The 23,536-nt window shown below is 58.3% G+C and carries 20 protein-coding genes; 18 read left to right on the top strand and 2 right to left on the bottom strand.

Annotated elements, in window-relative coordinates:
* The first annotated feature begins 249 nt into the window (after positions 1-249).
* Both QLG10_RS24370 and QLG10_RS24365 read left to right on the top strand, forming a co-directional pair.
* Complete coding sequence (locus QLG10_RS24370; protein ID WP_110746318.1) at positions 250-561, top strand: DUF485 domain-containing protein; 312 nt, start codon at positions 250-252, stop codon at positions 559-561.
* Positions 558-2,216 (top strand): cation acetate symporter, encoded by a 1,659-nt coding sequence (locus QLG10_RS24365; protein WP_110746319.1) that lies wholly within the window; start codon positions 558-560, stop codon positions 2,214-2,216. The genes QLG10_RS24370 and QLG10_RS24365 overlap by 4 nt, the downstream gene beginning before the upstream one ends.
* A gap of 658 nt (positions 2,217-2,874) precedes the next feature.
* Here the strand turns inward: QLG10_RS24365 and gltA are convergent.
* The gene (gltA, locus tag QLG10_RS24360) at positions 2,875-4,164 is read right to left on the bottom strand and encodes a citrate synthase (RefSeq protein ID WP_007959044.1); all 1,290 of its coding nucleotides are present in this window, start codon (positions 4,162-4,164) and stop codon (positions 2,875-2,877) included.
* Positions 4,165-4,527: 363 nt separating this feature from the next.
* On the opposite strand from gltA, the gene sdhC reads away from it, so the two are divergent.
* From sdhC to QLG10_RS24300, 12 genes are all read left to right on the top strand, one after another.
* The gene (gene sdhC / locus QLG10_RS24355; protein ID WP_042955706.1) at positions 4,528-4,902 is read left to right on the top strand and encodes a succinate dehydrogenase, cytochrome b556 subunit; all 375 of its coding nucleotides are present in this window, start codon (positions 4,528-4,530) and stop codon (positions 4,900-4,902) included.
* The gene (sdhD, locus tag QLG10_RS24350) at positions 4,896-5,264 is read left to right on the top strand and encodes a succinate dehydrogenase, hydrophobic membrane anchor protein (RefSeq protein ID WP_020799806.1); all 369 of its coding nucleotides are present in this window, start codon (positions 4,896-4,898) and stop codon (positions 5,262-5,264) included. The genes sdhC and sdhD overlap by 7 nt, the downstream gene beginning before the upstream one ends.
* A gap of 3 nt (positions 5,265-5,267) precedes the next feature.
* The gene (sdhA, locus tag QLG10_RS24345) at positions 5,268-7,040 is read left to right on the top strand and encodes a succinate dehydrogenase flavoprotein subunit (RefSeq protein WP_083348459.1); all 1,773 of its coding nucleotides are present in this window, start codon (positions 5,268-5,270) and stop codon (positions 7,038-7,040) included.
* Positions 7,041-7,051: 11 nt separating this feature from the next.
* Positions 7,052-7,756, top strand: coding sequence for a succinate dehydrogenase iron-sulfur subunit (locus QLG10_RS24340; RefSeq protein WP_008063297.1), 705 nt, complete (start codon positions 7,052-7,054; stop codon positions 7,754-7,756).
* A gap of 253 nt (positions 7,757-8,009) precedes the next feature.
* Positions 8,010-10,841, top strand: coding sequence for a 2-oxoglutarate dehydrogenase E1 component (locus QLG10_RS24335; protein ID WP_020799804.1), 2,832 nt, complete (start codon positions 8,010-8,012; stop codon positions 10,839-10,841).
* Between the two features lie 42 nt (positions 10,842-10,883).
* On the top strand, positions 10,884-12,104 hold the full coding sequence (odhB, locus tag QLG10_RS24330; RefSeq protein ID WP_020799803.1) for a 2-oxoglutarate dehydrogenase complex dihydrolipoyllysine-residue succinyltransferase: 1,221 nt from the start codon (positions 10,884-10,886) through the stop codon (positions 12,102-12,104).
* Positions 12,105-12,202: 98 nt separating this feature from the next.
* Positions 12,203-13,639, top strand: a complete 1,437-nt coding sequence (lpdA, locus tag QLG10_RS24325; RefSeq protein ID WP_020799802.1) for a dihydrolipoyl dehydrogenase — start codon at positions 12,203-12,205, stop codon at positions 13,637-13,639.
* A gap of 337 nt (positions 13,640-13,976) precedes the next feature.
* A complete protein-coding gene (gene sucC, locus QLG10_RS24320; RefSeq protein WP_007919879.1) occupies positions 13,977-15,143 on the top strand; it encodes an ADP-forming succinate--CoA ligase subunit beta in 1,167 nt (388 codons plus the stop codon).
* A complete protein-coding gene (gene sucD / locus QLG10_RS24315; protein ID WP_007919877.1) occupies positions 15,143-16,024 on the top strand; it encodes a succinate--CoA ligase subunit alpha in 882 nt (293 codons plus the stop codon). The genes sucC and sucD overlap by 1 nt, the downstream gene beginning before the upstream one ends.
* Before the next feature lie 459 nt (positions 16,025-16,483).
* The gene (gene brnQ, locus QLG10_RS24310) at positions 16,484-17,797 is read left to right on the top strand and encodes a branched-chain amino acid transport system II carrier protein (protein ID WP_110746323.1); all 1,314 of its coding nucleotides are present in this window, start codon (positions 16,484-16,486) and stop codon (positions 17,795-17,797) included.
* 274 nt (positions 17,798-18,071) lie between these two features.
* Entirely contained in the window at positions 18,072-18,809 is a 738-nt protein-coding gene (locus tag QLG10_RS24305) for a DUF599 family protein (protein ID WP_110746325.1), read from the top strand.
* Positions 18,809-19,210: an MAPEG family protein gene (locus QLG10_RS24300; protein ID WP_110746327.1), complete on the top strand. Its 402-nt coding sequence runs from the start codon at positions 18,809-18,811 to the stop codon at positions 19,208-19,210. The genes QLG10_RS24305 and QLG10_RS24300 overlap by 1 nt, the downstream gene beginning before the upstream one ends.
* Positions 19,211-19,274: 64 nt before the next feature.
* On the opposite strand, the gene QLG10_RS24295 is transcribed toward QLG10_RS24300, so the two are convergent.
* The gene (locus QLG10_RS24295) at positions 19,275-19,511 is read right to left on the bottom strand and encodes a hypothetical protein (protein ID WP_033044611.1); all 237 of its coding nucleotides are present in this window, start codon (positions 19,509-19,511) and stop codon (positions 19,275-19,277) included.
* 159 nt (positions 19,512-19,670) lie between these two features.
* On the opposite strand from QLG10_RS24295, the gene QLG10_RS24290 reads away from it, so the two are divergent.
* The 4 genes from QLG10_RS24290 to QLG10_RS24275 all read left to right on the top strand — a co-directional run bounded on the left by QLG10_RS24290 (position 19,671) and on the right by QLG10_RS24275 (position 23,379).
* Positions 19,671-20,147, top strand: coding sequence for a PaaI family thioesterase (locus QLG10_RS24290; RefSeq protein ID WP_083348461.1), 477 nt, complete (start codon positions 19,671-19,673; stop codon positions 20,145-20,147).
* Positions 20,144-20,596: a PaaI family thioesterase gene (locus QLG10_RS24285; RefSeq protein ID WP_020799796.1), complete on the top strand. Its 453-nt coding sequence runs from the start codon at positions 20,144-20,146 to the stop codon at positions 20,594-20,596. Before QLG10_RS24290 ends, QLG10_RS24285 begins: the two co-directional genes overlap by 4 nt.
* Positions 20,597-20,677: 81 nt before the next feature.
* Positions 20,678-22,582, top strand: coding sequence for a molecular chaperone HtpG (htpG, locus tag QLG10_RS24280; protein WP_110746630.1), 1,905 nt, complete (start codon positions 20,678-20,680; stop codon positions 22,580-22,582).
* Between the two features lie 68 nt (positions 22,583-22,650).
* Complete coding sequence (locus QLG10_RS24275; RefSeq protein WP_282488177.1) at positions 22,651-23,379, top strand: dienelactone hydrolase family protein; 729 nt, start codon at positions 22,651-22,653, stop codon at positions 23,377-23,379.
* Positions 23,380-23,536 lie beyond the last annotated feature (157 nt).

The raw sequence follows: 23,536 nt of genomic DNA, 5'->3' as shown, positions 1-23,536 counted from the left end.
CTTGTCCCTCCTCCTCCCTTCAAGTCCTACCATACAAGCGAGCCTGCTCGCGAAGCGTTCTGTCAGTTGACCGAGATGTCGACTGATCTGACGCTTTCGCGAGCAGGCTCGCTCCCACATTTATTTATTCTTGCTGGACTTTGGCGAATACGTCACGTGGTTCTAAGACTAAGGTCGTCTGGAACCTGCCCCGCAGCCGCATAGAGTGGATACCGTTCCAACTAAATCTGTGCTGCGAGGATAAAAACAATGAACGACAGCATTTACCTCTCGATTCAAAACAGCCCGCGATTCAAGGAGCTGGTTAGCAAGAGGGAACGATTCGCCTGGATTCTTTCGGCGATCATGCTAGGGCTTTACTCCGGATTCATCCTTTTGATTGCCTACGGGCCGCAGGTGCTGGGGGCGAAAATCAGCCCTGAGTCATCGATTACCTGGGGCATACCGATCGGTGTCGGGCTGATTGTTTCAGCCTTCGTCCTGACCGGGATCTACGTACGACGCGCCAATGGCGAATTCGACGACCTGAACAATGCGATTCTCAAGGAGGCTCAGCAATGATCCGGCGTCTAATGGCTCTCTTGAGCATCGCAGCCTTCGCACCGGGCGCTTGGGCGGCTGACGCCCTGACTGGCGCCGTGCAGAAACAACCGCTCAACGTGTCTGCGATTCTGATGTTCGTCGCATTCGTTGGCGCGACCCTGTGCATCACCTACTGGGCGTCCAAGAAAAACAAGTCGGCCTCCGACTACTACGCGGCGGGCGGCAAGATCACCGGCTTCCAGAACGGCCTGGCGATTGCCGGCGACTACATGTCGGCGGCGTCCTTCCTGGGTATTTCCGCGCTGGTGTTTACCTCCGGCTACGATGGCCTGATCTACTCGATCGGCTTCCTGGTGGGCTGGCCGATCATTCTGTTCCTGATCGCCGAGCGCCTGCGCAACCTGGGCAAATACACCTTTGCCGACGTGGCGTCCTATCGTCTTGGGCAAACCCAGATCCGCTCGCTGTCCGCTTGCGGTTCGCTGGTCGTGGTGGCGTTCTACCTGATCGCGCAAATGGTCGGTGCCGGCAAGCTGATCCAGCTGCTGTTCGGTCTCGACTATCACGTTGCGGTGATCCTGGTCGGTATCCTGATGTGCATGTACGTGCTGTTCGGCGGCATGCTGGCGACCACCTGGGTGCAGATCATCAAGGCTGTGTTGCTGCTGTCCGGCGCTTCCTTCATGGCGCTGATGGTGATGAAGCACGTCAACTTCGACTTCAACATGTTGTTCTCCGAGGCGATCAAGGTTCACCCTAAAGGTGAAGCGATCATGAGCCCGGGCGGCCTGGTGAAAGATCCGGTCTCGGCATTCTCCCTTGGCCTGGCACTGATGTTCGGTACCGCTGGCCTGCCGCACATCCTGATGCGCTTCTTCACCGTGAGTGACGCAAAAGAAGCGCGCAAGAGCGTGTTGTACGCAACCGGCTTCATCGGCTACTTCTATATCCTGACCTTCATCATTGGCTTCGGCGCGATCCTGCTGGTCAGCACCAACCCGGCCTTCAAGGATGCGGCTGGCGCGCTGTTGGGCGGTAACAACATGGCGGCGGTGCACCTGGCCAATGCGGTTGGTGGCAGTATCTTCCTGGGCTTCATCTCGGCGGTAGCGTTCGCAACCATCCTGGCAGTGGTGGCCGGCCTGACCCTCGCCGGTGCCTCGGCGGTGTCCCATGACCTGTACGCCAGCGTGATCAAGAAGGGCAAGGCCAACGAGAAGGACGAGATCCGCGTGTCGAAAATCACCACCATCGCCCTGGCGGTGCTGGCGATCGGCCTGGGTATCCTTTTCGAAAGCCAGAACATCGCGTTCATGGTCGGCCTGGCGTTCTCCATCGCGGCGAGCTGCAACTTCCCGGTGCTGCTGCTTTCCATGTACTGGAAAAAGCTGACCACTCGCGGCGCGATGATTGGTGGCTGGATGGGCCTGGTGAGCGCTGTAGGCTTGATGGTGCTTGGCCCAACCATCTGGGTGCAGATCCTGCATCACGAGAAGGCGATCTTCCCGTATGAGTACCCTGCACTGTTCTCGATGATCATTGCCTTTATCGGGATCTGGTTCTTCTCGATCACCGACAAGTCGACCGCGGCTGACAACGAGCGGGCGCTGTTCTTCCCGCAGTTCGTTCGTTCGCAGACTGGTTTGGGGGCGAGCGGGGCGGTTTCGCACTAAGGCTTCAAGTTTGTTGGCTTAAATAGAAATGCCCCGATTGAGAGATTGGGGCATTTTTTTTGGGCGGTTATCGGACATTTTTGACGTGAGATTTGTCTGCGAAGGCGGCCTTACAGCCGACCTATCTTTTGTTAACCGGGTACATATCCATTCCTGCGGTAACGGTGACTTATGGTTTCGCCCTTACGACGACTCCACAGGGGAGTGTGGTCAGACCTGCAATCAGGTCGCTGTCAGGCCGCCTCGCTTTTGCGTTTGATCTTGATCTGGCTTTTGATTTTCTTGCCACATCGAGAGGCTTCGTTCCGGTTCTGCGCAGTGGGTAAACCGGCATGGATGCCGGTTTAGCCGCGCTGGGCCATGGATGGCCCATCGCGGCGGGCCCTGTAGGAGCGAGCATGCTCGCGAAAAACGCCAGAACAACACGGGCATTCAGATAGCCCTCGTCATCGTTGACGACCATCGTCGGAACGCCGCCCGGAGCATGCTCGCTCCTACAGGCTTTTCCAAGTGACTCGCCGTAAGGGCGAAACCGCCAGCAGCCGTTACCGCAGAAACGGATATGTCCACGATCAAAGAGTAAATCGGCACAAACAAAAACGGCCTCTATATAGAGGCCGTTCCCGGTACAACTCAACACGCTACAGCAAGACAGATCTTACTTGCGGTCTTCCAGCTTGGTGATGTCACGCGACTCGTAGCCGGTGTACAGCTGGCGCGGACGGCCGATCTTGTACGGGCTGGAGAGCATTTCTTTCCAGTGGGAGATCCAGCCCACGGTCCGCGCCAAGGCGAAGATCACGGTGAACATGCTGGTTGGAATGCCGATCGCCTTGAGGATGATCCCCGAGTAGAAGTCGACGTTCGGGTACAGCGAGCGTTCGATGAAGTACGGGTCGGTCAGGGCGATCTCTTCCAGGCGCATGGCCAGTTCGAGTTGCGGATCGTTCTGGATGCCCAGTTCCTTCAGTACTTCGTCGCAGGTCTGCTTCATTACTGTGGCGCGAGGGTCGCGGTTTTTGTAAACGCGGTGACCGAAGCCCATCAGCTTGAACGGATCGTTCTTGTCCTTGGCCTTGGCGATGAACTTGTCGATGTTCGAGACATCGCCAATTTCGTCGAGCATGGTCAGTACGGCTTCGTTCGCACCGCCGTGGGCAGGGCCCCACAGTGCAGCGATGCCGGCAGCGATACAGGCGAACGGGTTGGCACCCGAGGAGCCCGCCAGGCGCACGGTGGAAGTCGACGCGTTCTGCTCGTGGTCGGCATGGAGGATGAAGATCCGGTCCATGGCCTTGGCGAGTACCGGGCTGATCGGTTTGATCTCGCACGGGGTGTTGAACATCATGTGCAGGAAGTTTTCCGCGTACGACAGGTCGTTGCGCGGGTACATCATGGGTTGGCCCATGGAGTACTTGTAAACCATCGCGGCCAGGGTTGGCATCTTGGCAACCAGGCGGATCGCGGAGATTTCGCGATGCTGCGGGTTATTGATGTCCAGGGAGTCGTGGTAGAAGGCTGAGAGGGCGCCGACTACACCACACATGACGGCCATCGGGTGGGCGTCACGGCGGAAGCCGTTGAAGAAGGTCTTCAGCTGCTCGTGAACCATGGTGTGGTTCTTCACGGTGCCGACGAACTGGGCCTTTTGTTCTGCGGTCGGCAGTTCGCCGTTGAGCAGCAGGTAGCAGGTTTCCAGGTAGTCCGACTTTTCAGCCAGCTGTTCGATCGGGTAGCCGCGGTGCAGCAGGATGCCGTTGTCGCCGTCGATATAGGTGATCTTCGACTCGCAGGAAGCGGTCGACATGAAACCAGGGTCGAAAGTGAAGCGGCCCGTGGCCGTCAGGCCTCGAACATCGATAACATCGGGACCAACGGTGCCGGTTAAAATGGGCAGCTCGACGGGGGCTGCGCCCTCGATGATCAACTGCGCTTTTTTGTCAGCCATGTGGCCTCCTATTTATGCTTGAAATCATCAGACAGACCCCCCACGCAGGGCCCGCACCACTATAGTGAGATAAATTTGAATGTCAATTTGCCTAAAGTCTTGCTCCAGAAGGCTTTAACCCTACTTTTTTATCGAAATTGACCGCCATTTACGCCTTTTATACGTGTTGCGCAATGCGCCGTTTTGGGAAGGTATGTCCGTTGTCATTAGTAGCCTAACTGTCTATACTCGGCCACCGACCGCCAAGGGCTTTTGGGCTTGCGTTATTGGGGGTCGCCTCCCTGGGTGGTGGTTACCTGACCAGTGCACTCCCCAACAACTTTGCCCTGATTGTTAGGGGCTCTTCAGTGTGAAAAAAAAGCCGTGAAAAGCCAACGACCTGTAAACCTAGACCTAAGGACCATCAAACTCCCAGTCACTGCTTACACGTCCATTCTTCACCGTATCTCCGGTGTCATCCTCTTCGTGTGCCTTGCCATCATGCTTTATGCATTGGACAAGTCGCTGAGTTCCGAGGAAGGCTTCGGCGAGGTGAAAGCGTGTCTGACCAGTCCGCTAGCCAAGCTAGTGATTTGGGGCATCCTGTCCGCCTTGCTGTATCACTTGGTTGCCGGTGTGCGCCACTTGATCATGGACATGGGCATCGGTGAGACGCTGGAAGGCGGCAAGCTGGGCTCGAAAATCGTTATCGCCGTTTCCGTGGTGGTAATCGTTCTGGCAGGAGTTTGGATATGGTAACTAACGTCACGAACCTCTCGCGTTCGGGCCTCTATGACTGGATGGCGCAACGTGTGTCTGCGGTCGTTCTCGCGGCTTACTTCATTTTCCTGATCGGATACCTCGCGGCGAACCCGGGCCTTGGCTATGACCAATGGCACGCGCTCTTCGCCAACAACTGGATGCGTATCTTCAGCCTGCTGGCCCTTGTTGCTCTGGGCGCTCACGCCTGGGTCGGCATGTGGACCATCGCGACCGACTACCTGACGCCGATGGCGTTCGGCAAGTCCGCGACGGCTATACGTTTCCTCTTCCAGGCAGTATGCGGCGTTGCGATGTTCGCTTACTTCGTCTGGGGCGTGCAGATTCTCTGGGGTATCTGATTCATGGCTAACATTCCAACGATTTCTTTCGACGCCATCATTATTGGTGGTGGCGGTGCCGGCATGCGCGCAGCGCTGCAACTGGCGCAAGGCGGTCACAAGACTGCGGTAATCACCAAGGTTTTCCCGACCCGTTCGCACACTGTATCCGCCCAGGGCGGCATCACCTGCGCCATCGCGTCCGCTGACCCGAACGATGACTGGCGCTGGCACATGTACGATACCGTCAAGGGTTCCGACTACATCGGTGACCAGGACGCTATCGAATACATGTGTCAGGAAGGCCCGGCTGCCGTTTTCGAGCTGGACCACATGGGTCTGCCGTTCTCGCGTACCGAAACCGGCCGTATCTACCAGCGTCCGTTCGGCGGTCAGTCCAAGGACTACGGTAAAGGCGGCCAGGCTGCCCGTACCTGCGCTGCGTCCGACCGTACCGGTCACGCGCTGCTGCACACCCTTTATCAGGGCAACCTGAAAGCCGGTACCACGTTCCTGAACGAGTACTACGCTGTTGACCTGGTGAAAAACCAGGCCGGCGAATTCGTCGGCGTTATCGCCATCTGCATCGAAACCGGCGAAACCACCTACATCCGTGCCAAGGCTACCGTTCTGGCCACTGGCGGTGCAGGTCGTATCTACGCGTCCACCACCAACGCCCTGATCAACACCGGCGACGGTGTCGGCATGGCCCTGCGTGCTGGCGTACCGGTACAAGACATCGAAATGTGGCAGTTCCACCCGACTGGCATCGCCGGCGCCGGCGTACTGGTGACCGAAGGTTGCCGTGGTGAAGGTGGATACCTGATCAACAAGCACGGCGAGCGTTTCATGGAGCGTTATGCTCCGAACGCCAAGGACCTTGCCGGTCGTGACGTTGTGGCCCGTTCGATGGTTAAAGAGATCATTGCCGGCAACGGCTGCGGTCCGAATGGCGACCACGTGATGCTCAAGCTCGACCACCTGGGCGAGGAAGTGCTGCACAGCCGTCTGCCAGGCATCTGCGAGCTGTCGAAGACCTTTGCGCACGTTGACCCGGTGGTTGCTCCGGTTCCGGTTGTTCCTACCTGCCACTACATGATGGGCGGCGTTGCCACCAACATTCATGGCCAGGCGATCACCCAGGACGCCGACGGCGTAGACACCATCATCCCGGGCCTGTTCGCTGTAGGCGAAGTGGCTTGCGTATCGGTTCACGGCGCCAACCGCCTGGGCGGCAACTCGCTGCTCGACCTGGTGGTCTTCGGCCGTGCTGCCGGCCTGCACCTGGAAAAGGCGCTGACCGACGGTATCGAGTACGACGACGCCACCGAAGCCGACATCACTGCGGCCCTGTCGCGCCTTGCCGCTCTGAACGAGCGTACCGATGGCGAAGACGTGGCAACCCTGCGTCGCGAGCTGCAAAACTGCATGCAGAACTACTTCGGTGTATTCCGTACCGGCGAATACATGCAGAAGGGTATTGCCCAGCTGGCTGACCTGCGCAAGCGCATCGCCAACGTCAAGATCAACGACAAGTCGCAGGCGTTCAACACTGCGCGAATCGAAGCTCTGGAACTGCAGAACCTGCTGGAAGTGGCTGAAGCTACCGCCATCGCCGCCGAAGTACGTAAAGAGTCCCGCGGTGCTCACGCCCGTGAAGACTTTGAAGACCGTGACGACGAAAACTGGCTGTGCCACACCCTGTACTTCCCGGGTGAGAAGCGCGTTGCCAAGCGTGCCGTGAACTTCTCGCCGAAGACGGTTCCGACTTTTGAACCTAAGATTCGGACTTATTAAGGGTGGCCGCCATGTTGCAAGTCAGTGTTTATCGTTACAACCCTGATCAGGACGCTGCGCCGTTCATGCAGGAATTCCAGGTTGATACCGGTGGTAAAGACCTGATGGTGCTGGACGTACTGGCCCTGATCAAAGAGCAGGACGAAGGTTTCTCCTATCGTCGCTCTTGCCGTGAAGGTGTTTGCGGTTCCGACGGCATGAACATCAACGGCAAAAACGGCCTGGCGTGCGTTACGCCGCTGTCCGCCGTCGTAAAAGGTAACAAGCTGATCGTTCGTCCTCTGCCAGGTTTGCCGGTTATCCGTGACCTGGTCGTCGATATGAGCATCTTCTACAAGCAATACGAAAAGGTTAAGCCTTACCTGCAGAACGACACGCCGGCTCCGGCCATCGAGCGTCTGCAGTCCCCTGAAGAGCGTGAAAAGCTCGACGGTCTGTACGAGTGCATCCTGTGCGCCTGCTGCTCGACCTCGTGCCCGTCCTTCTGGTGGAACCCGGACAAGTTCCTGGGTCCAGCTGCACTGCTGCAAGCGTACCGCTTCCTGGCAGACAGCCGTGATACCAAGACGTCCGAGCGTCTGGCTTCGCTCGATGACCCGTTCAGCGTATTCCGCTGCCGCGGGATCATGAACTGCGTCAACGTATGTCCCAAAGGCCTGAACCCGACTAAGGCCATTGGTCACATCCGTAACATGCTGCTCTCCAGCGGCGTGTGATTCAGCTGCTGTACCCGCTGTACCCGTAGATGCTGCGGCGCAGGCTTCAACCGGCGCCGTAGTTTTAACCTGAGCAGCAGCTTAAAAGGCTGCGGCTCTTATTTTGAAGAAATGAGACAAGCAGGGGCATCCGGGCTGGTACCCGGACTATCAGTGTGATCCTAGTGGCTTGTTTTGGTCGCTGCATTCGGACTTCTGCAAGTTTGCTCGGTGTCGACACCGGTGGTGTTCCCCTAACCGAGGGTGACCAAGCATGCAAGAAAGCGTGATGCAGCGCATGTGGAACAGCGCCTACCTATCCGGTAGTAACGCTGCCTATGTGGAAGAGCTCTACGAGCTCTACCTGCACGACCCTAACGCTGTGCCAGAAGAGTGGCGCACCTACTTCCAGAAGTTGCCTGCTGACGGCAACCCTGCCACCGATGTTTCGCACTCCACAATTCGCGATCATTTCGTCTTGCTGGCAAAGAACCAGCGCCGCGCCCAACCGGTTTCCGCCGGCAGCGTGAGCAGTGAGCACGAGAAGAAGCAAGTTGAAGTGCTGCGATTGATCCAGGCCTACCGTATGCGTGGCCACCAGGCAGCCCAGCTTGACCCGCTGGGGCTGTGGCAGCGTCCTGCACCTGCAGACCTGTCGATCAATCATTACGGCTTGACCAATGCCGATCTTGATACGACCTTCCGTGCCGGCGACCTGTTCATCGGCAAAGAGGAAGCGAGCCTACGCGAAATTCACGAAGCGTTGCAGCAGACATATTGCCGCACCATCGGCGCTGAATTTACGCACATCACCGATTCCGAGCAGCGCCAGTGGTTCCAGCAGCGTCTGGAAAGCGTGCGTGGTCGTCCGACGTACTCCGCCGACATCAAGAGCCACCTGCTCGAGCGCGTGACCGCCGGTGAAGGCCTGGAAAAATACCTGGGCACCAAATACCCGGGTACCAAGCGTTTCGGCCTGGAAGGCGGCGAAAGCCTGATTCCGATGCTCGACGAGCTGATCCAGCGTTCCGGTTCCTACGGCACCAAGGAAATCGTCATCGGCATGGCCCACCGTGGCCGTCTGAACGTCCTGGTCAACACCTTCGGCAAGAACCCGCGCGAGCTGTTCGACGAGTTCGAAGGCAAGAAGAAGGTCGAGCTGGGCTCCGGTGACGTTAAATACCACCAGGGTTTCTCGTCCAACGTGATGACCACCGGTGGTGAAGTTCACCTGGCCATGGCGTTCAACCCGTCCCACCTGGAAATCGTTTCCCCGGTGGTCGAGGGTTCGGTGCGCGCCCGTCAGGATCGTCGTAACGACCTGACCGGTGAGAAAGTACTGCCGATCTCCATCCACGGTGACGCGGCATTCGCCGGTCAAGGCGTGGTGATGGAAACCTTCCAGATGTCGCAGACCCGCGGTTTCAAGACCGGCGGTACCGTGCACATCGTGATCAACAACCAGGTCGGTTTCACCATCAGCAACCCGCTGGACTCGCGTTCCACCGAGTACGCCACCGACGTCGCGAAGATGATCCAGGCGCCGATCCTCCATGTGAATGGCGATGATCCGGAAGCCGTGTTGTTCGTGACCCAGCTGGCCATCGACTACCGCATGCAGTTCAAGCGTGACGTGGTGATCGACCTGGTCTGCTACCGTCGTCGCGGCCACAACGAGGCCGACGAGCCAAGCGGCACCCAGCCGATCATGTATCAGCAGATCACCAAGCAGCGCACCACCCGTGAGCTGTACGCCGATCGTCTGACCCAGGCCGGTGTACTGGACGCTGAACGTGTCCAGGCCAAGGTCGACGAGTACCGCAACGCGCTGGACAACGGCCTGCACGTCGTGAAATCGCTGGTCAAGGAACCGAACAAAGAGCTGTTCGTGGACTGGCGTCCGTATCTGGGCCACGCCTGGACCGCGCGTCACGACACGCGCTTCGACCTGAAGACCTTGCAAGAACTGTCCGCCAAGCTGCTGGAAATTCCGGAAGGCTTCGTGGTTCAGCGCCAGGTTGCCAAGATCTACGAAGACCGTCAGAAGATGCAAGCCGGCGGCCTGCCGATCAACTGGGGTTACGCCGAAACCATGGCGTACGCGACCCTGGCGTTCGAAGGTCACCCGATCCGCATGACCGGCCAGGACATCGGCCGCGGTACGTTCTCGCACCGTCATGCCGTGTTGCACAACCAGAAGGACGCGGGCACCTACATCCCGTTGCAGAACCTGTACGACGGTCAGCCACGCTTCGACCTGTACGACTCGTTCCTGTCCGAAGAAGCGGTACTGGCGTTCGAGTACGGTTACTCGACCACCACGCCGAACGCGCTGGTTATCTGGGAAGCCCAGTTTGGCGACTTCGCCAACGGCGCCCAGGTTGTAATCGACCAGTTCATCACCAGTGGCGAGCACAAGTGGGGCCGTCTGTGCGGTCTGACCATGCTGCTGCCGCACGGTTATGAAGGTCAGGGGCCGGAGCACTCCTCGGCTCGTCTGGAGCGTTACCTGCAGCTGTGCGCCGAGCACAACATCCAGGTGTGCATGCCAACGACGCCGGCACAGATCTACCACTTGCTGCGCCGTCAGGTGATTCGCCCGCTGCGCAAGCCTCTGGTAGTCCTGACTCCGAAGTCGCTGCTGCGCCACAAGCTGGCCATCTCGACCCTGGAAGATCTGGCCGAAGGTTCCTTCCAGACCGTTATCCCGGAAATCGACGCCCAAGACCCGAAAAAGGTCGAGCGCGTTGTCCTGTGTAGCGGCAAGGTCTACTACGACCTGCTGGAAAAACGCCGTGCCGAAGGCCGTGACGATATCGCCATCGTGCGTATCGAGCAGCTGTACCCATTCCCTGAGGACGACTTGAAAGAAGTCCTGGCTCCCTACACCAACGCCAAGCATGCCGTTTGGTGCCAGGAAGAGCCGATGAACCAGGGTGCCTGGTACTGCAGCCAACACCACATGCGTCGCAGCATCAGCAACCTCAACAAGTCTCTCGTACTCGAGTACGCGGGCCGCGAGGCTTCTGCTGCACCGGCATGCGGTTACGCATCGATGCACGCCGAACAGCAGGAACAACTGCTGCAAGACGCCTTTACTGTTTAACGCCTTCGCGCACCTGAAACCGAATTTAAGGAACCACAGATAATGGCTATCGAGATCAAAGCCCCCACTTTCCCGGAATCGGTTGCCGATGGCACCGTTGCCACCTGGCACAAAAAACCGGGCGACGCGGTCAAGCGCGACGAACTGATCGTCGACATCGAAACCGATAAAGTCGTACTCGAAGTGTTGGCTACCGCTGACGGCGTGCTGGGCGCTATCGTCAAGAACGAAGGCGACACCGTTCTGTCCGACGAAGTCCTGGGCTCCATCGAAGCGGGCGGCGCTGCTGCCGCTCCAGCTGCTGCGGCACCTGCCGCCGCTGCCCAGGCTGCTGCCCCGGCCGCCGAAGGCGAAGACGATCCTGTTGCTGCACCGGCTGCGCGTAAGCTGGCTGAAGAAAACGGCATCAACATCGCTTCCGTTGCCGGCACTGGCAAAGGCGGTCGCGTGACCAAGGAAGACGTGGTTGCAGCCGTTGCTGCCAAGAAAGCCGCTCCGGCTGCCGCGCCTGCCAAGGCTGCCGCACCTGCCGCTGCTGCTCCGGTGTTCGCTGCCGGCGATCGCATCGAGAAGCGCGTACCGATGACCCGCGTGCGGGCCACCGTTGCCAAGCGTCTGGTCGAAGCCCAGTCGAACATGGCGATGCTGACCACTTTCAACGAAGTCGACATGACCGAAGTCATGGCGCTGCGTTCGAAGTACAAGGATCTGTTCGAGAAGTCCCACAACGGCGTGCGCCTGGGCTTCATGTCGTTCTTCGTGAAAGCGGCCACCGAAGCGCTGAAACGCTTCCCGGCTGTCAACGCCTCGATCGACGGCGCTGACATCGTTTACCACGGCTACGCTGACGTCGGCGTTGCAGTTTCCAGCGATCGCGGCCTGGTTGTTCCGGTTCTGCGTAACGCCGAGCTGATGAGCCTGGCTGAAATCGAAGGCGGCATCGCTACCTTCGGCAAGAAAGCCCGCGACGGCAAACTGTCGATGGACGAAATGACCGGTGGTACCTTCACCATCACCAACGGCGGTACCTTCGGTTCGATGATGTCGACCCCGATCGTCAACCCGCCACAAGCAGCCATCCTGGGCATGCACAACATCATCCAGCGTCCTATGGCCATCAACGGCCAGGTCGTTATCCGTCCGATGATGTACCTGGCCCTGTCCTACGATCACCGTCTGATCGATGGCAAAGAAGCTGTGACTTTCCTGGTGACCATCAAGAACCTGCTGGAAGATCCGGCTCGTCTGTTGCTGGATATCTGATAGAAGCAGTCGCGAGCTGCAAGCCCAGGCTGTCGGAAAACCCGCAGCCTGGCTTGTCGCTTGCGGCTTCAAGCTTTTCGCTAAAGAGGATTTTTTGAATGTCGCAGAAATTTGACGTAGTAGTGATCGGCGCGGGCCCTGGCGGCTACGTAGCTGCCATCAAGGCCGCTCAGTTGGGCCTCAGCACTGCCTGCATCGAGAAGTACACCGACAAGGATGACAAACTGGCTCTGGGCGGTACTTGCCTGAACGTCGGCTGCATTCCGTCCAAGGCGCTGCTGGACAGCTCCTGGAAGTACAAGGAAGCCAAAGAAGGCTTCGCGATCCACGGTATCAACCACGCTGGCGTGACCATGGACGTGCCAGCAATGGTCGGCCGTAAAGCCACCATCGTCAAAGGCCTGACCTCCGGTGTTGCTACCCTGTTCAAAGCCAACGGTGTGACCTCCATCCAGGGTCACGGCAAGCTGCTGGCCGGCAAGAAAGTTGAAGTCACCAAGCCTGACGGTTCGGTAGAAGTCATCGAAGCCGAGAACGTGATCCTGGCACCAGGCTCGCGTCCGATCGACATTCCACCGGCTCCGGTCGACCAGAATGTGATCGTCGATTCCACCGGCGCCCTGGAATTCCAATCCGTACCAAAACGCCTGGGCGTGATCGGCGCTGGCGTGATCGGTCTGGAGCTGGGTTCGGTCTGGTCGCGTCTGGGTGCAGAAGTGACTGTCCTGGAAGCCCTGGACACTTTCCTGATGGCCGCTGACGCAGCCGTTTCCAAGGAAGCGCTGAAAACCCTGACCAAGCAGGGCCTGGACATCAAGCTGGGCGCTCGCGTGACCGGCTCCAAAGTGAACGGCGACGAAGTCGTGGTGAACTACACCGATGCCAACGGCGAGCAGAACATCACTTTCGACAAGCTGATCGTAGCCGTTGGTCGCCGCCCGGTGACCACTGATCTGCTGGCTGCCGACTGCGGCGTGACCCTGGACGAGCGCGGTTTCGTGCACGTCGACGATCACTGCGCCACCACCGTACCGGGCGTCTACGCCATTGGTGACGTGGTTCGCGGCATGATGCTGGCGCACAAAGCGTCGGAAGAAGGCATCATGGTTGTCGAGCGCATCAAGGGCCACAAGGCCCAGATGAACTATGATTTGATCCCTTCGGTTATTTATACTCACCCGGAAATCGCGTGGGTTGGTAAAACCGAGCAGGCCTTGAAAGCTGAAGGCGTTGAAGTTAACGTCGGCACCTTCCCGTTCGCAGCCTCCGGCCGTGCCATGGCTGCCAACGACACCGGTGGTTTCGTCAAGGTCATCGCAGATGCCAAGACAGACCGCGTATTGGGCGTCCACGTGATTGGCCCAAGCGCTGCCGAACTGGTTCAGCAGGGTGCGATCGGTATGGAATTCGGCACCAGCGCTGAAGACCTGGGCATGATGGTTTTCTCCCATCCGACCCTGTCTGAAGCCTTGCACGAAGCTGCTTTGGCAGTGAATGGCGGCGCCATCCACATCGCCAACCGCAAGAAGCGTTGAAGGCTATGTGAAAACGTCGCGAGCGACGGAAAGACAAGGCAAAAACAGGTGAGAAAGCGGAGTTGACGTCAGTCAATGAGCATTTTGAACCTGTTTTTAACGCAGTATTTCCGAGCGCAGCAGTTTTCACATGTCTGAAAAGACAATAAGAAACCACGGCGGAGTGGCCCGTCGTGAGCCTTGCATGCAAGACTCACCGCGGAATATCCGCTGGACGCAGCCTTGCATGGCTGCACCGGTTGTCCGGAAAGGCCATGCAAGCAGCAGTCACAGGTGGTGCGGCACTTGAATGAGTGCAGCACCGAATGCGCAGTACCTAACGAAGACGGTAATAAGCATGAATCTTCACGAGTATCAGGGTAAGCAGCTGTTCGCTGAATACGGCCTGCCAGTTTCCACCGGTTACGCGGTAGACACCCCGGAAGCAGCAGCAGAAGCTTGCGACAAGATCGGCGGCAGCGAGTGGGTTGTCAAAGCCCAGGTCCACGCCGGTGGTCGCGGTAAAGCGGGCGGCGTTAAGCTGGTTCGCAGCAAAGAAGACGCTAAAGCATTCGCACAGCAGTGGCTGGGCAAGCGTCTGGTGACTTACCAGACTGACGCCAATGGTCAGCCAGTCACCAAGATCCTGGTTGAATCGTGCACTGATATCGCTAAAGAGCTGTACCTGGGCGCTGTCGTTGACCGTTCGAGCCGTCGCATCGTGTTCATGGCTTCCACCGAAGGTGGCGTGGACATCGAGAAAATCGCTCACGACACTCCAGAAAAAATTCTGAAAGCCACTATCGATCCACTGGTTGGCGCTCAGCCATTCCAGGGTCGCGAGCTGGCATTCCAGCTGGGTCTGGAAGGCAAGCAGGTTGCTCAGTTCGCCAAGATCTTCGTTGGTCTGGCCAAGCTGTTCAAGGATCACGACCTGGCCCTGCTGGAAGTGAACCCGCTGGTGATCAAGGCTGACGGCGATCTGCACTGCCTGGACGCCAAGATCAACATCGACGCCAACGCCATGTACCGTCAGCCTAAGCTGAAGACTTTCCACGATCCGTCGCAAGACGATCCGCGCGAAGCGCACGCTGCCAAGTTCGAACTGAACTACGTAGCACTGGAAGGCAACATCGGTTGCATGGTCAACGGTGCTGGCCTGGCCATGGGTACCATGGACATCGTCAACCTGCATGGCGGCAAGCCAGCCAACTTCCTCGACGTGGGCGGCGGTGCTACCAAAGAACGCGTTACCGAAGCGTTCAAGATCATTCTGTCCGACACCAACGTCGCTGCAGTACTGGTTAACATCTTCGGCGGCATCGTTCGTTGCGACATGATTGCCGAAGGCATCATCGGTGCAGTGAAAGAAGTCGGCGTGAAAATCCCGGTTGTTGTTCGCCTTGAAGGCAACAACGCTGAGCTGGGCGCTAAAGTACTGGCAGAAAGCGGTTTGAACATCATCGCTGCTACCAGCCTGACCGACGCTGCTCAACAAGTTGTCAAAGCTGCGGAGGGCAAATAATGAGCGTCCTGATCAATAAAGACACCAAAGTTATCTGCCAGGGTATTACCGGTTCGCAAGGTAGTTTCCACACCCAGCAAGCCATCGAGTACGGCACCAAGATGGTTGGTGGTGTAACTCCAGGCAAAGGCGGCACCGAGCACCTGGGCCTGCCAGTGTTCAACACCGTGAAAGACGCCGTAGCGGCCACTGGCGCCACCGCCAGCGTGATCTACGTTCCGGCTCCTTTCTGCAAGGACTCGATCCTGGAAGCTGCTTTCGGCGGCATCAAGCTGATCGTGTGCATCACCGAAGGCATTCCTACCCTGGACATGCTGGACGCTAAAGTTAAGTGCGACGAACTGGGCGTAGTCCTGATCGGCCCTAACTGCCCAGGCGTGATCACCCCAGGCGAATGCAAGATCGGCATCATGCCAGGTCACATTCACTTGCCAGGCAAGGTCGGTATCGTTTCCCGTTCCGGCACCCTGACCTACGAAGCTGTGAAGCAGACTACTGACGCCGGTTTCGGTCAGTCGACTTGCGTCGGCATCGGTGGTGACCCGATCCCGGGTTCGAACTTCATCGACATCCTGAAGCTGTTCCAGGAAGACCCGAAGACCGAAGCGATCGTGATGATCGGTGAGATCGGCGGTTCGGCTGAAGAAGAAGCGGCTGCCTACATCAAGGCACACGTGACCAAGCCGGTTGTTTCCTACATCGCTGGTGTGACTGCCCCTCCGGGCAAGCGCATGGGCCATGCTGGCGCAATCATCTCTGGCGGCAAAGGCACTGCAGACGAGAAATTCGCTGCTCTGCAAGACGCAGGCGTTAAAACCGTGCGTTCGCTGGCAGACATCGGCAAGGCCCTGGCCGAGCTGACCGGTTGGGCTGTCAAGTAAGCCTCGCGCTTAGCTGACGCTTCACCAAACAAAGGCCACCTTCGGGTGGCCTTTGTCGTTTCCGGGGTTTGAGATGTGTGCTGGGTTTTTGTGGCGAGGGGATTCATCCCCGTTCGGCTGCGCAGCAGTCGTGAAATCAGCAACGCGGTATTTCTGAACACCGAATGTGACAGTTCTGGGACCGCTTTGCGGTCCAACGGGGATGAATCCCCTCGCCACAGGGTCGGGGCAGGAAAATTAAGTATGTAAACGCGACATGGAAACGTCGTGTATCGGATAGTTCGCCCTCAAACAGTGCGTTTGTCGCCCAAATTCGTTAGGCTACGCGCCATTTTTGCGTCCGCGCCCACAAGGCTGCAACGCGCTTAAAGGGTTGGCCCCATACGGACCGACAGCATTTCCCTCACCCATAGGGAAATCCCTCTCTAAATTCCGATTCAGTAGTGTGGTATTTCCTTAATGAAAGTGTTGAAAGGCCAGGATATCCTGGCACTTGGTTTTATGACGTTTGCCCTGTTCGTCGGGGCTGGCAACATCATCTTCCCGCCTATCGTCGGTTTGCAGTCCGGGCCTCATGTCTGGATGGCGGCACTGGGCTTCCTCATCACCGCAGTCGGTCTACCCGTAGTCACTGTCGTTGCCCTGGCCAAGGTCGGTGGCGCCATGGATGCGCTGAGCAGCCCGATTGGCAAGATCGCCGGTGGCTTGCTGGCAGCAGCCTGCTACCTCGCTGTCGGCCCGCTGTTCGCCACGCCGCGTACCGCTACCGTATCCTTTGAAGTCGGCCTGGCACCCCTGACCGGCGAAAGCCCACTGGCGTTGTTCCTCTACAGCTCGGTGTACTTCCTGGTGGTGTTCTTCATTTCGCTCTATCCGGGCCGTCTGCTGGACACCGTCGGACGTTTCCTCGCACCGCTGAAGATCATCGCGTTGGCCGCGCTCGGCATCGCTGCGTTCGCGTTGCCTGCCGGTGATATCGGCCATGCTACGCCTGAGTACGTGGCGGCGCCGTTTTCCCAGGGGTTCATCAATGGTTACCTGACCATGGACACCCTCGGTGCACTGGTGTTCGGCATCGTGATCGTCAATGCCATTCGCTCGCGCGGCGTCGAGTCGCCAGCGCTGATCACCCGCTACGCGATCATTGCCGGCTTGATCGCCGGCGTGGGCCTGGCTTTGGTGTACATCAGCCTGTTCCGCCTGGGCTCGGGCAGCCATGAAGTGGCGGCTGGCGCTACCAACGGCGCGGCGGTCTTGCACGCCTACGTACAACACACCTTCGGTTCCCTGGGCAGCGGATTCCTTGCGGTGCTGATTTCCCTGGCGTGCCTGGTAACGGCTGTCGGCCTGACCTGCGCCTGTGCCGAATACTTCAGCCGTGTGCTGCCACTGTCCTACAAGACGCTGGTGATCATCCTCGCGGCGTTCTCGCTGCTGGTGTCCAATCTGGGCCTGACCAAGCTGATCGCGTTCTCGATCCCGGTCCTGACCGCGATCTACCCGCCGTGCATCGCCTTGGTGGCCCTGAGCTTCTGCAAGGACTTCTGGCATGAACAAGGGCGCATTGTCGGCCCGGTGATGCTGGTGTCGTTCATCTTCGGCCTGATCGACGCGCTCAAGGGTGCGGGTCTGGCGGATTGGATGCCGTCTCAGTTGGCTCACTTGCCGTTGAGCGAGCAGGGCCTGGCATGGCTGGTGCCCTCGGTGATGACCCTGGTGGTCGCGGTGGTTTGCGACCGTCTGCTGGGCAAGCGCGAAGAAGCGCTGGCTTAAGCTTTACCGGCCCGTCACAAGCGGGCCTGTAAACAACGCAGAAATGCCCCGTATCAATCGATACGGGGCATTTTTTTATGGGGTGATGCGGTGTCTTTTCTTCTGCGCTAACGTCGAAAGACTGCGCAATCCCCTGTAGGAGCGAGCATGCTCGCGAAAAACCTGAGAGCAACGCGTGTATTCAGTAAACACGCGCCATAGTTCGCGACCTTCGCGAGCATGCTCGCTCCTACAAAGGGTACGGTGTTCCTGCTACTACATCACAAGGACCTGCATGTCGTTCATCCAAGCCAACCTGATTCACATCCTCGCTGCCATCTGGTTCGTCATCTGCTGGGGCGGCTACACCCGCTATGCGACCTGGAAAGGCCGAGATACGGCCTGCCTGGCCAGCGTGCTGCATCTGTATCGCGAAGACTGGATGCGCCGCATGCTGCTGCGTGACAACCGCATCGCCGATGCCAGCGTGATCGGCAACCTGGAGCGCAATGCGTCGTTCTTTGCCTCCAGTACCCTGATTATCCTGGCCGGTATTCTCACGGTGCTTGGGGCGTCGGAAAGGGCGGTGTCGTTGCTGGCGGATATCCCGATGGTGCAACAGGCGTCCCAGGGGATGTCCGAGATCAAGTTGTTGTGCCTGGCACTGGTGTTCGTCTACGCGTTCTTTACCTTCAGCTGGTGCATGCGCCAGTACAACTTCGCGGCCATCCTGGTGGGCTCTGCGCCCATGGTGGGTGAGCGACATGTGTCGGAGCTGGAGCGCAAAGCCTTTGCCAACCGTGCTGCCCGGGTTATCTCCATGGCCGCCAACCAGTTCAACTTCGGCCTGCGTTCCTACTATTTCGGCATGACCATGCTGGCCTGGTTCGTCAGCCCCTGGCTGTTCATGTTGATGAGTGCCGGCGTCGTGTTTGTACTGTACCGCCGTGAGTTTCACTCCGACGTTCTCGATGTCATGGTCTATACCCCTACAGAGGCACCGTTGCCCGAGGTGAACAAAGAGGCCGCTTGATGAGTATTCCATTCTGGTGCGTATTTATCAGTGCCGTGCTGATTTACGTGGCGCGCATGCCCGTGACCACGGCGATGAAAGAGCAGGGGGGTTACAACAACCACCTGCCGCGCCAACAGCAGGCGCAACTTACAGGCCTGGGCGCGCGCGCGGTGGCGGCCCATCAGAACAGCTTCGAAGCCTTCATATTGTTTGCGGTGGGCGTGTTGATGGCCCACACCACGCAAACAGCGGGATGGCTCATCGATTGGCTGGCGATTATCTTTGTGGTAGCGCGGGTGATCTATCTGGTGTGCTATTGGAAGGACCTGGCCTGGCAGCGAAGTCTGGTTTGGCTGGTGGGTTTGATCTGCTCGTTGTTGTTGATGATCAGTCCGACTTTTCGAACGATTTTGCTCTAACGGGTCAATCGCCGATAAAAGAAAACCCGCACTTGGCGGGTTTTCTTTTATCGCGAGAAGCGGCTTATTGCTTCTTGGCAGCTTCTTCTTGTGCTGCTGCGTTCGATTCAGCCTGAGCTTTGGCAGCTTCGGCGTTTTCTTTCGCCGCGTCGTTCACTTTATCCTGAGCTTTGTTCATGTCTTGCTGCGCTTGCTCAGCATGTTTGGTGGCATCTTGAGCTTTGTCCTCGGATTTTTTATCGCAGGCAGCGAGACCGAGGGAAGCGGTCAACATCAAGGCAATAGCTAAAGTCTTACGCATGGGGTGTTTCTCCTTATGGAAATTATCTATCTGGCCTTAAGAGCACAGCCATCAGGGTTAAGTTCCTCAAATTCCAGAGATATATAAGTTTGTTCTAACGCGGAACTTTTACCTGGGCCCCGACTTCACTGAAGCGCTGTAAACAAGAGTCTTTATCAAATGGCTGAAAATCCCGTTTTTGAGCGTGCAACACGATTTTTGTCGGCGCTGCGACATTGCCAGGTGCTCGGATTACGAGTTCACAGCGCCAGTGCCGACGGGCTCACGGTGGTGCTGCCTTATAGCCCGCAGATCGTCGGCAATCCCCTGACGGGCGTGATTCACGGCGGCGTCCTGACCACGTTGATGGACACCGCTTGCGGCATGTCTACCCTCTGCGTACTCCCGGAGTTCGAAGTTTGCCCCACCCTCGACTTGCGCATCGACTACATGCACGCCGCCGAGCCGCACAAGGATGTCTACGGTTTCGCGCAATGCTATCGGGTGACCACTGATGTGATCTTTGCCCGAGGCTTTGCCTATCAGGATGATCCCGAACAGCCCATTGCCCATGTCGTGGGCACTTTCATGCGCATGGGCAAGGGCATCAAAGGCACCAAGGGTTTCGGCGGCGCCATCGCCGGAGGTGCGGCATGAGTGAGTCGTTCAAGGAGCAAGTGCAACTGGCCCATGAGCGGGGAGAGTACGCCCCGTTGTTGAGCCTGATTCCCTACGCCAGTTTGATCGGTGTCGAATGCTCGCGGGTGGGGGATGAGTTGTTGTTTCGCCTGCCGGCCAACAAGGACAACATAGGTAACCCGTTATTGCCGGCCATCCATGGCGGCGTGATCGCCGGTTTCATGGAGCTGTCCGCCGCGCTGCACCTGTTGGTGGCCACCGGTTCGCCGGGCGTGCCGAAAATCATCGACTTCTCCCTCGATTACCTGCGCGCCGGGCAGTTTCGCGATACCTGGGCCCGCTGCCAGGTCTGTCGTCAGGGACGCCGGGTCGCCAACGTGGCGGTGACCGCGTGGCAAAGCACCGAATCCGAACCCATTGCCACGGCACGGGCGCATTTCAAACTCGATGAGCCCTTGAAATCCTGAATGGAGCCCCCAACTCTGATGACAACCCGCCGCCGACCCTCAGGGTCGCGGCTTATGCCATCTGATTGGAGTTTGATGACCATGAGTGTGGAAACTCAAAAGGAAACCCTGGGCTTCCAGACCGAGGTGAAGCAACTGCTGCACCTCATGATCCATTCGCTGTATTCCAACAAGGAAATTTTCCTTCGCGAACTGATCTCGAACGCCTCTGACGCTGTAGACAAATTACGTTTCGAAGCGCTGGCCAAGCCGCAATTGCTCGAAGGCGGCGCTGAACTGAAAATCCGTGTGAGCTTCGACAAGGACGCCAAGACCGTCACCCTCGAAGACAACGGCATCGGCATGAGCCGCGAAGATGCGATCACCCACTTGGGCACCATCGCCAAATCCGGTACCGCCGACTTCATGAAGCACCTGACGGGCGACCAGAAGAAAGACTCGCACCTGATCGGTCAGTTCGGTGTCGGCTTCTACTCGGCCTTCATCGTCGCCGACAAAGTCGATGTGTACAGCCGTCGTGCCGGCAGCGATGCCAGCGAAGGCGTGCACTGGTCGTCCAAAGGTGAGGGCGATTTCGAAGTCGCGACCATCGACAAGGCCGAGCGCGGTACCCGTATCGTCCTGCACCTGAAATCCGGTGAAGACGAGTTCGCCGATGGCTGGCGCCTGCGTAACATCATCAAGAAGTATTCCGACCACATCGCCTTGCCGATCGAGTTGCCCAAAGAAGTGGCAGCTGTCGAGGGTGAGGAGAAGCCTGCCGTTGAATGGGAAACCGTCAACCGCGCCAGCGCCCTGTGGACCCGTCCGCGTACCGAAATCAAGGACGAGGAATACCAGGAATTCTACAAGCACATCGCCCACGACTTCGAAAACCCGCTGAGCTGGAGCCACAACAAGGTCGAAGGCAAGCTGGAATACAGCTCGCTGTTGTACGTGCCGGCCCGTGCTCCATTCGACCTGTACCAGCGTGAAGCGCCGAAAGGCCTGAAGCTGTACGTGCAGCGCGTGTTCGTCATGGATCAGGCCGAGTCCTTCCTGCCGCTGTACCTGCGCTTCATCAAGGGTGTGGTGGACTCCAATGACCTGTCGCTGAACGTGTCGCGGGAAATCCTGCAGAAAGACCCGATCATCGACTCCATGAAGTCGGCACTGACCAAGCGCGTGCTGGACATGCTGGAAAAGCTGGCGAAGAACGATCCAGAGCAATACAAGGGCTTCTGGAAAAACTTCGGCCAGGTCATGAAAGAAGGCCCGGCAGAAGACTTCGCCAACAAAGAGAAAATCGCTGGCTTGCTGCGTTTTGCCTCGACCAATGGTGATGACGGCGAACAGGTTGTCGGCCTGACTGAGTACCTGGCGCGCGCCAAGGAAGGTCAGGACAAGATCTACTACCTGACCGGCGAAACCTACGCGCAAGTCAAGAACAGCCCGCACCTGGAAGTCTTCCGCAAGAAAGGCATCGAAGTGCTGCTGCTGACCGATCGTATCGACGAGTGGCTGATGAGCTACCTGAGCGAATTCGACGGAAAGGGCTTTGTCGACGTGGCACGCGGTGACCTGGACCTCGGCAACCTGGACTCGGAAGAGGACAAGAAAGCCGCTGAAGAAGTCGCCAAGTCCAAAGAAGGCCTGGTTGAGCGTCTGAAGACTGCTCTGGGCGAATCCGTTGCTGAAGTACGGGTATCCCATCGCCTGACCGATTCCCCGGCGATCCTGGCCATCGGCGAGCAGGACCTGGGCCTGCAGATGCGTCAGATCCTCGAAGCCAGCGGGCAGAAGGTTCCGGATTCGAAGCCGATCTTCGAATTCAACCCGGCTCACCCACTGATCGAGAAGCTCGACAGCGAGCAGAGCGACGAGCGCTTCGGCGATCTGTCGCACATCCTCTTCGATCAGGCGGCCCTGGCGGCCGGCGACAGCTTGAAGGACCCGGCGGCCTATGTGCGCCGCCTGAACAAGCTGCTGGTTGAGCTGTCGGCTTAACGACGTTGTAGAAAAACCCGCTTCGGCGGGTTTTTTCATTCTGGTATTTAAATAATCAGGAGTCAGATATGAGCCAAATCACTGTACGTTCTGTTGCTTATCAGATTGACGGCCAGCCGTACGAAAGCCGCCTGGCCTTCGACGCTGACCACAAGGGGCCGCGTCCAGGTTTATTGATGGCGCCGAACTGGATGGGCGTGGGTGCCGGTGCCGAGGAGATCGCCAAATCGGTCGCGGCCAAGGGCTATGTGGTGCTGATCGCGGACCTCTACGGCCAATCGGTGCGCCCACAGAACAATGATGAGGCAGGCGCGGCAATGATGCCGCTCAAGAATGACCGGCCGCTGCTGCGCAAGCGCATGCAAGTGGCGTTCGAGCAATTGCAAAGCCAGGGTGAGGTCGCTGTCGATACGGCGAAACTGGCCACGTTCGGTTTCTGTTTCGGTGGCTGCTGCGCGCTGGAACTCGCCCGTACGGGTGCGCCTGTGAAAGCGGCTGTCTCGTTCCACGGCACGCTGGATACACCGAATCCGGCCGATGCGAAAAACATCAAGGGCAAGGTGCTGGTACTGCATGGCGCTTCCGATCCATTGGTGCCTAAAGAACAGCTGCCCGCGTTTGAAGATGAAATGAACGCGGCTGGCGTGGATTGGCAACTGCTGAGCTACGGCGGTGCGTTCCATTCGTTCACCGATCCGCATGCGAACGTGCCGGGCATGATGATGTACGACGCGAAGGTCGCCGCACGCGCGTTCACTTCGATGCACAACCTGCTGGATGAAGTGTTCAAGGGCTGATCAGTTGCCAGGCATTGACTGAACGGCGCCTGAGCCGGCCTCTTCGCGGGCAAGTCCGCTCCCACAGGGTTCGATGGCGTACACAAAGCTTGTGATCACCATCATTCACTGTGGGAGCGGGCTTGCCCGCGAAGACGGCCTGACAGGCGATGGATTG

This window comes from Pseudomonas sp. V98_8, assembly GCF_029967975.1.
Lineage (GTDB): Bacteria > Pseudomonadota > Gammaproteobacteria > Pseudomonadales > Pseudomonadaceae > Aquipseudomonas > Aquipseudomonas umsongensis.
Note: the sequence above shows the minus strand (reverse complement) of the source record. Positions and strands in the feature narration are given on the sequence as shown.

Coding starts and splice junctions, on each gene's coding strand:
- sucD (WP_007919877.1), top strand. CDS start 15,143: ATGAGCGTCCTGATCAATAAAGACACCAAAGTTATCTGCCAGGGTATT.
- htpG (WP_110746630.1), top strand. CDS start 20,678: ATGAGTGTGGAAACTCAAAAGGAAACCCTGGGCTTCCAGACCGAGGTG.
- brnQ (WP_110746323.1), top strand. CDS start 16,484: ATGAAAGTGTTGAAAGGCCAGGATATCCTGGCACTTGGTTTTATGACG.
- sucC (WP_007919879.1), top strand. CDS start 13,977: ATGAATCTTCACGAGTATCAGGGTAAGCAGCTGTTCGCTGAATACGGC.
- QLG10_RS24290 (WP_083348461.1), top strand. CDS start 19,671: ATGGCTGAAAATCCCGTTTTTGAGCGTGCAACACGATTTTTGTCGGCG.
- gltA (WP_007959044.1), bottom strand. CDS start 4,164: ATGGCTGACAAAAAAGCGCAGTTGATCATCGAGGGCGCAGCCCCCGTC.
- lpdA (WP_020799802.1), top strand. CDS start 12,203: ATGTCGCAGAAATTTGACGTAGTAGTGATCGGCGCGGGCCCTGGCGGC.
- sdhA (WP_083348459.1), top strand. CDS start 5,268: ATGGCTAACATTCCAACGATTTCTTTCGACGCCATCATTATTGGTGGT.
- QLG10_RS24335 (WP_020799804.1), top strand. CDS start 8,010: ATGCAAGAAAGCGTGATGCAGCGCATGTGGAACAGCGCCTACCTATCC.
- QLG10_RS24365 (WP_110746319.1), top strand. CDS start 558: ATGATCCGGCGTCTAATGGCTCTCTTGAGCATCGCAGCCTTCGCACCG.
- QLG10_RS24370 (WP_110746318.1), top strand. CDS start 250: ATGAACGACAGCATTTACCTCTCGATTCAAAACAGCCCGCGATTCAAG.
- odhB (WP_020799803.1), top strand. CDS start 10,884: ATGGCTATCGAGATCAAAGCCCCCACTTTCCCGGAATCGGTTGCCGAT.
- QLG10_RS24340 (WP_008063297.1), top strand. CDS start 7,052: ATGTTGCAAGTCAGTGTTTATCGTTACAACCCTGATCAGGACGCTGCG.
- QLG10_RS24285 (WP_020799796.1), top strand. CDS start 20,144: ATGAGTGAGTCGTTCAAGGAGCAAGTGCAACTGGCCCATGAGCGGGGA.
- QLG10_RS24275 (WP_282488177.1), top strand. CDS start 22,651: ATGAGCCAAATCACTGTACGTTCTGTTGCTTATCAGATTGACGGCCAG.
- sdhD (WP_020799806.1), top strand. CDS start 4,896: ATGGTAACTAACGTCACGAACCTCTCGCGTTCGGGCCTCTATGACTGG.
- QLG10_RS24300 (WP_110746327.1), top strand. CDS start 18,809: ATGAGTATTCCATTCTGGTGCGTATTTATCAGTGCCGTGCTGATTTAC.
- QLG10_RS24305 (WP_110746325.1), top strand. CDS start 18,072: ATGTCGTTCATCCAAGCCAACCTGATTCACATCCTCGCTGCCATCTGG.
- QLG10_RS24295 (WP_033044611.1), bottom strand. CDS start 19,511: ATGCGTAAGACTTTAGCTATTGCCTTGATGTTGACCGCTTCCCTCGGT.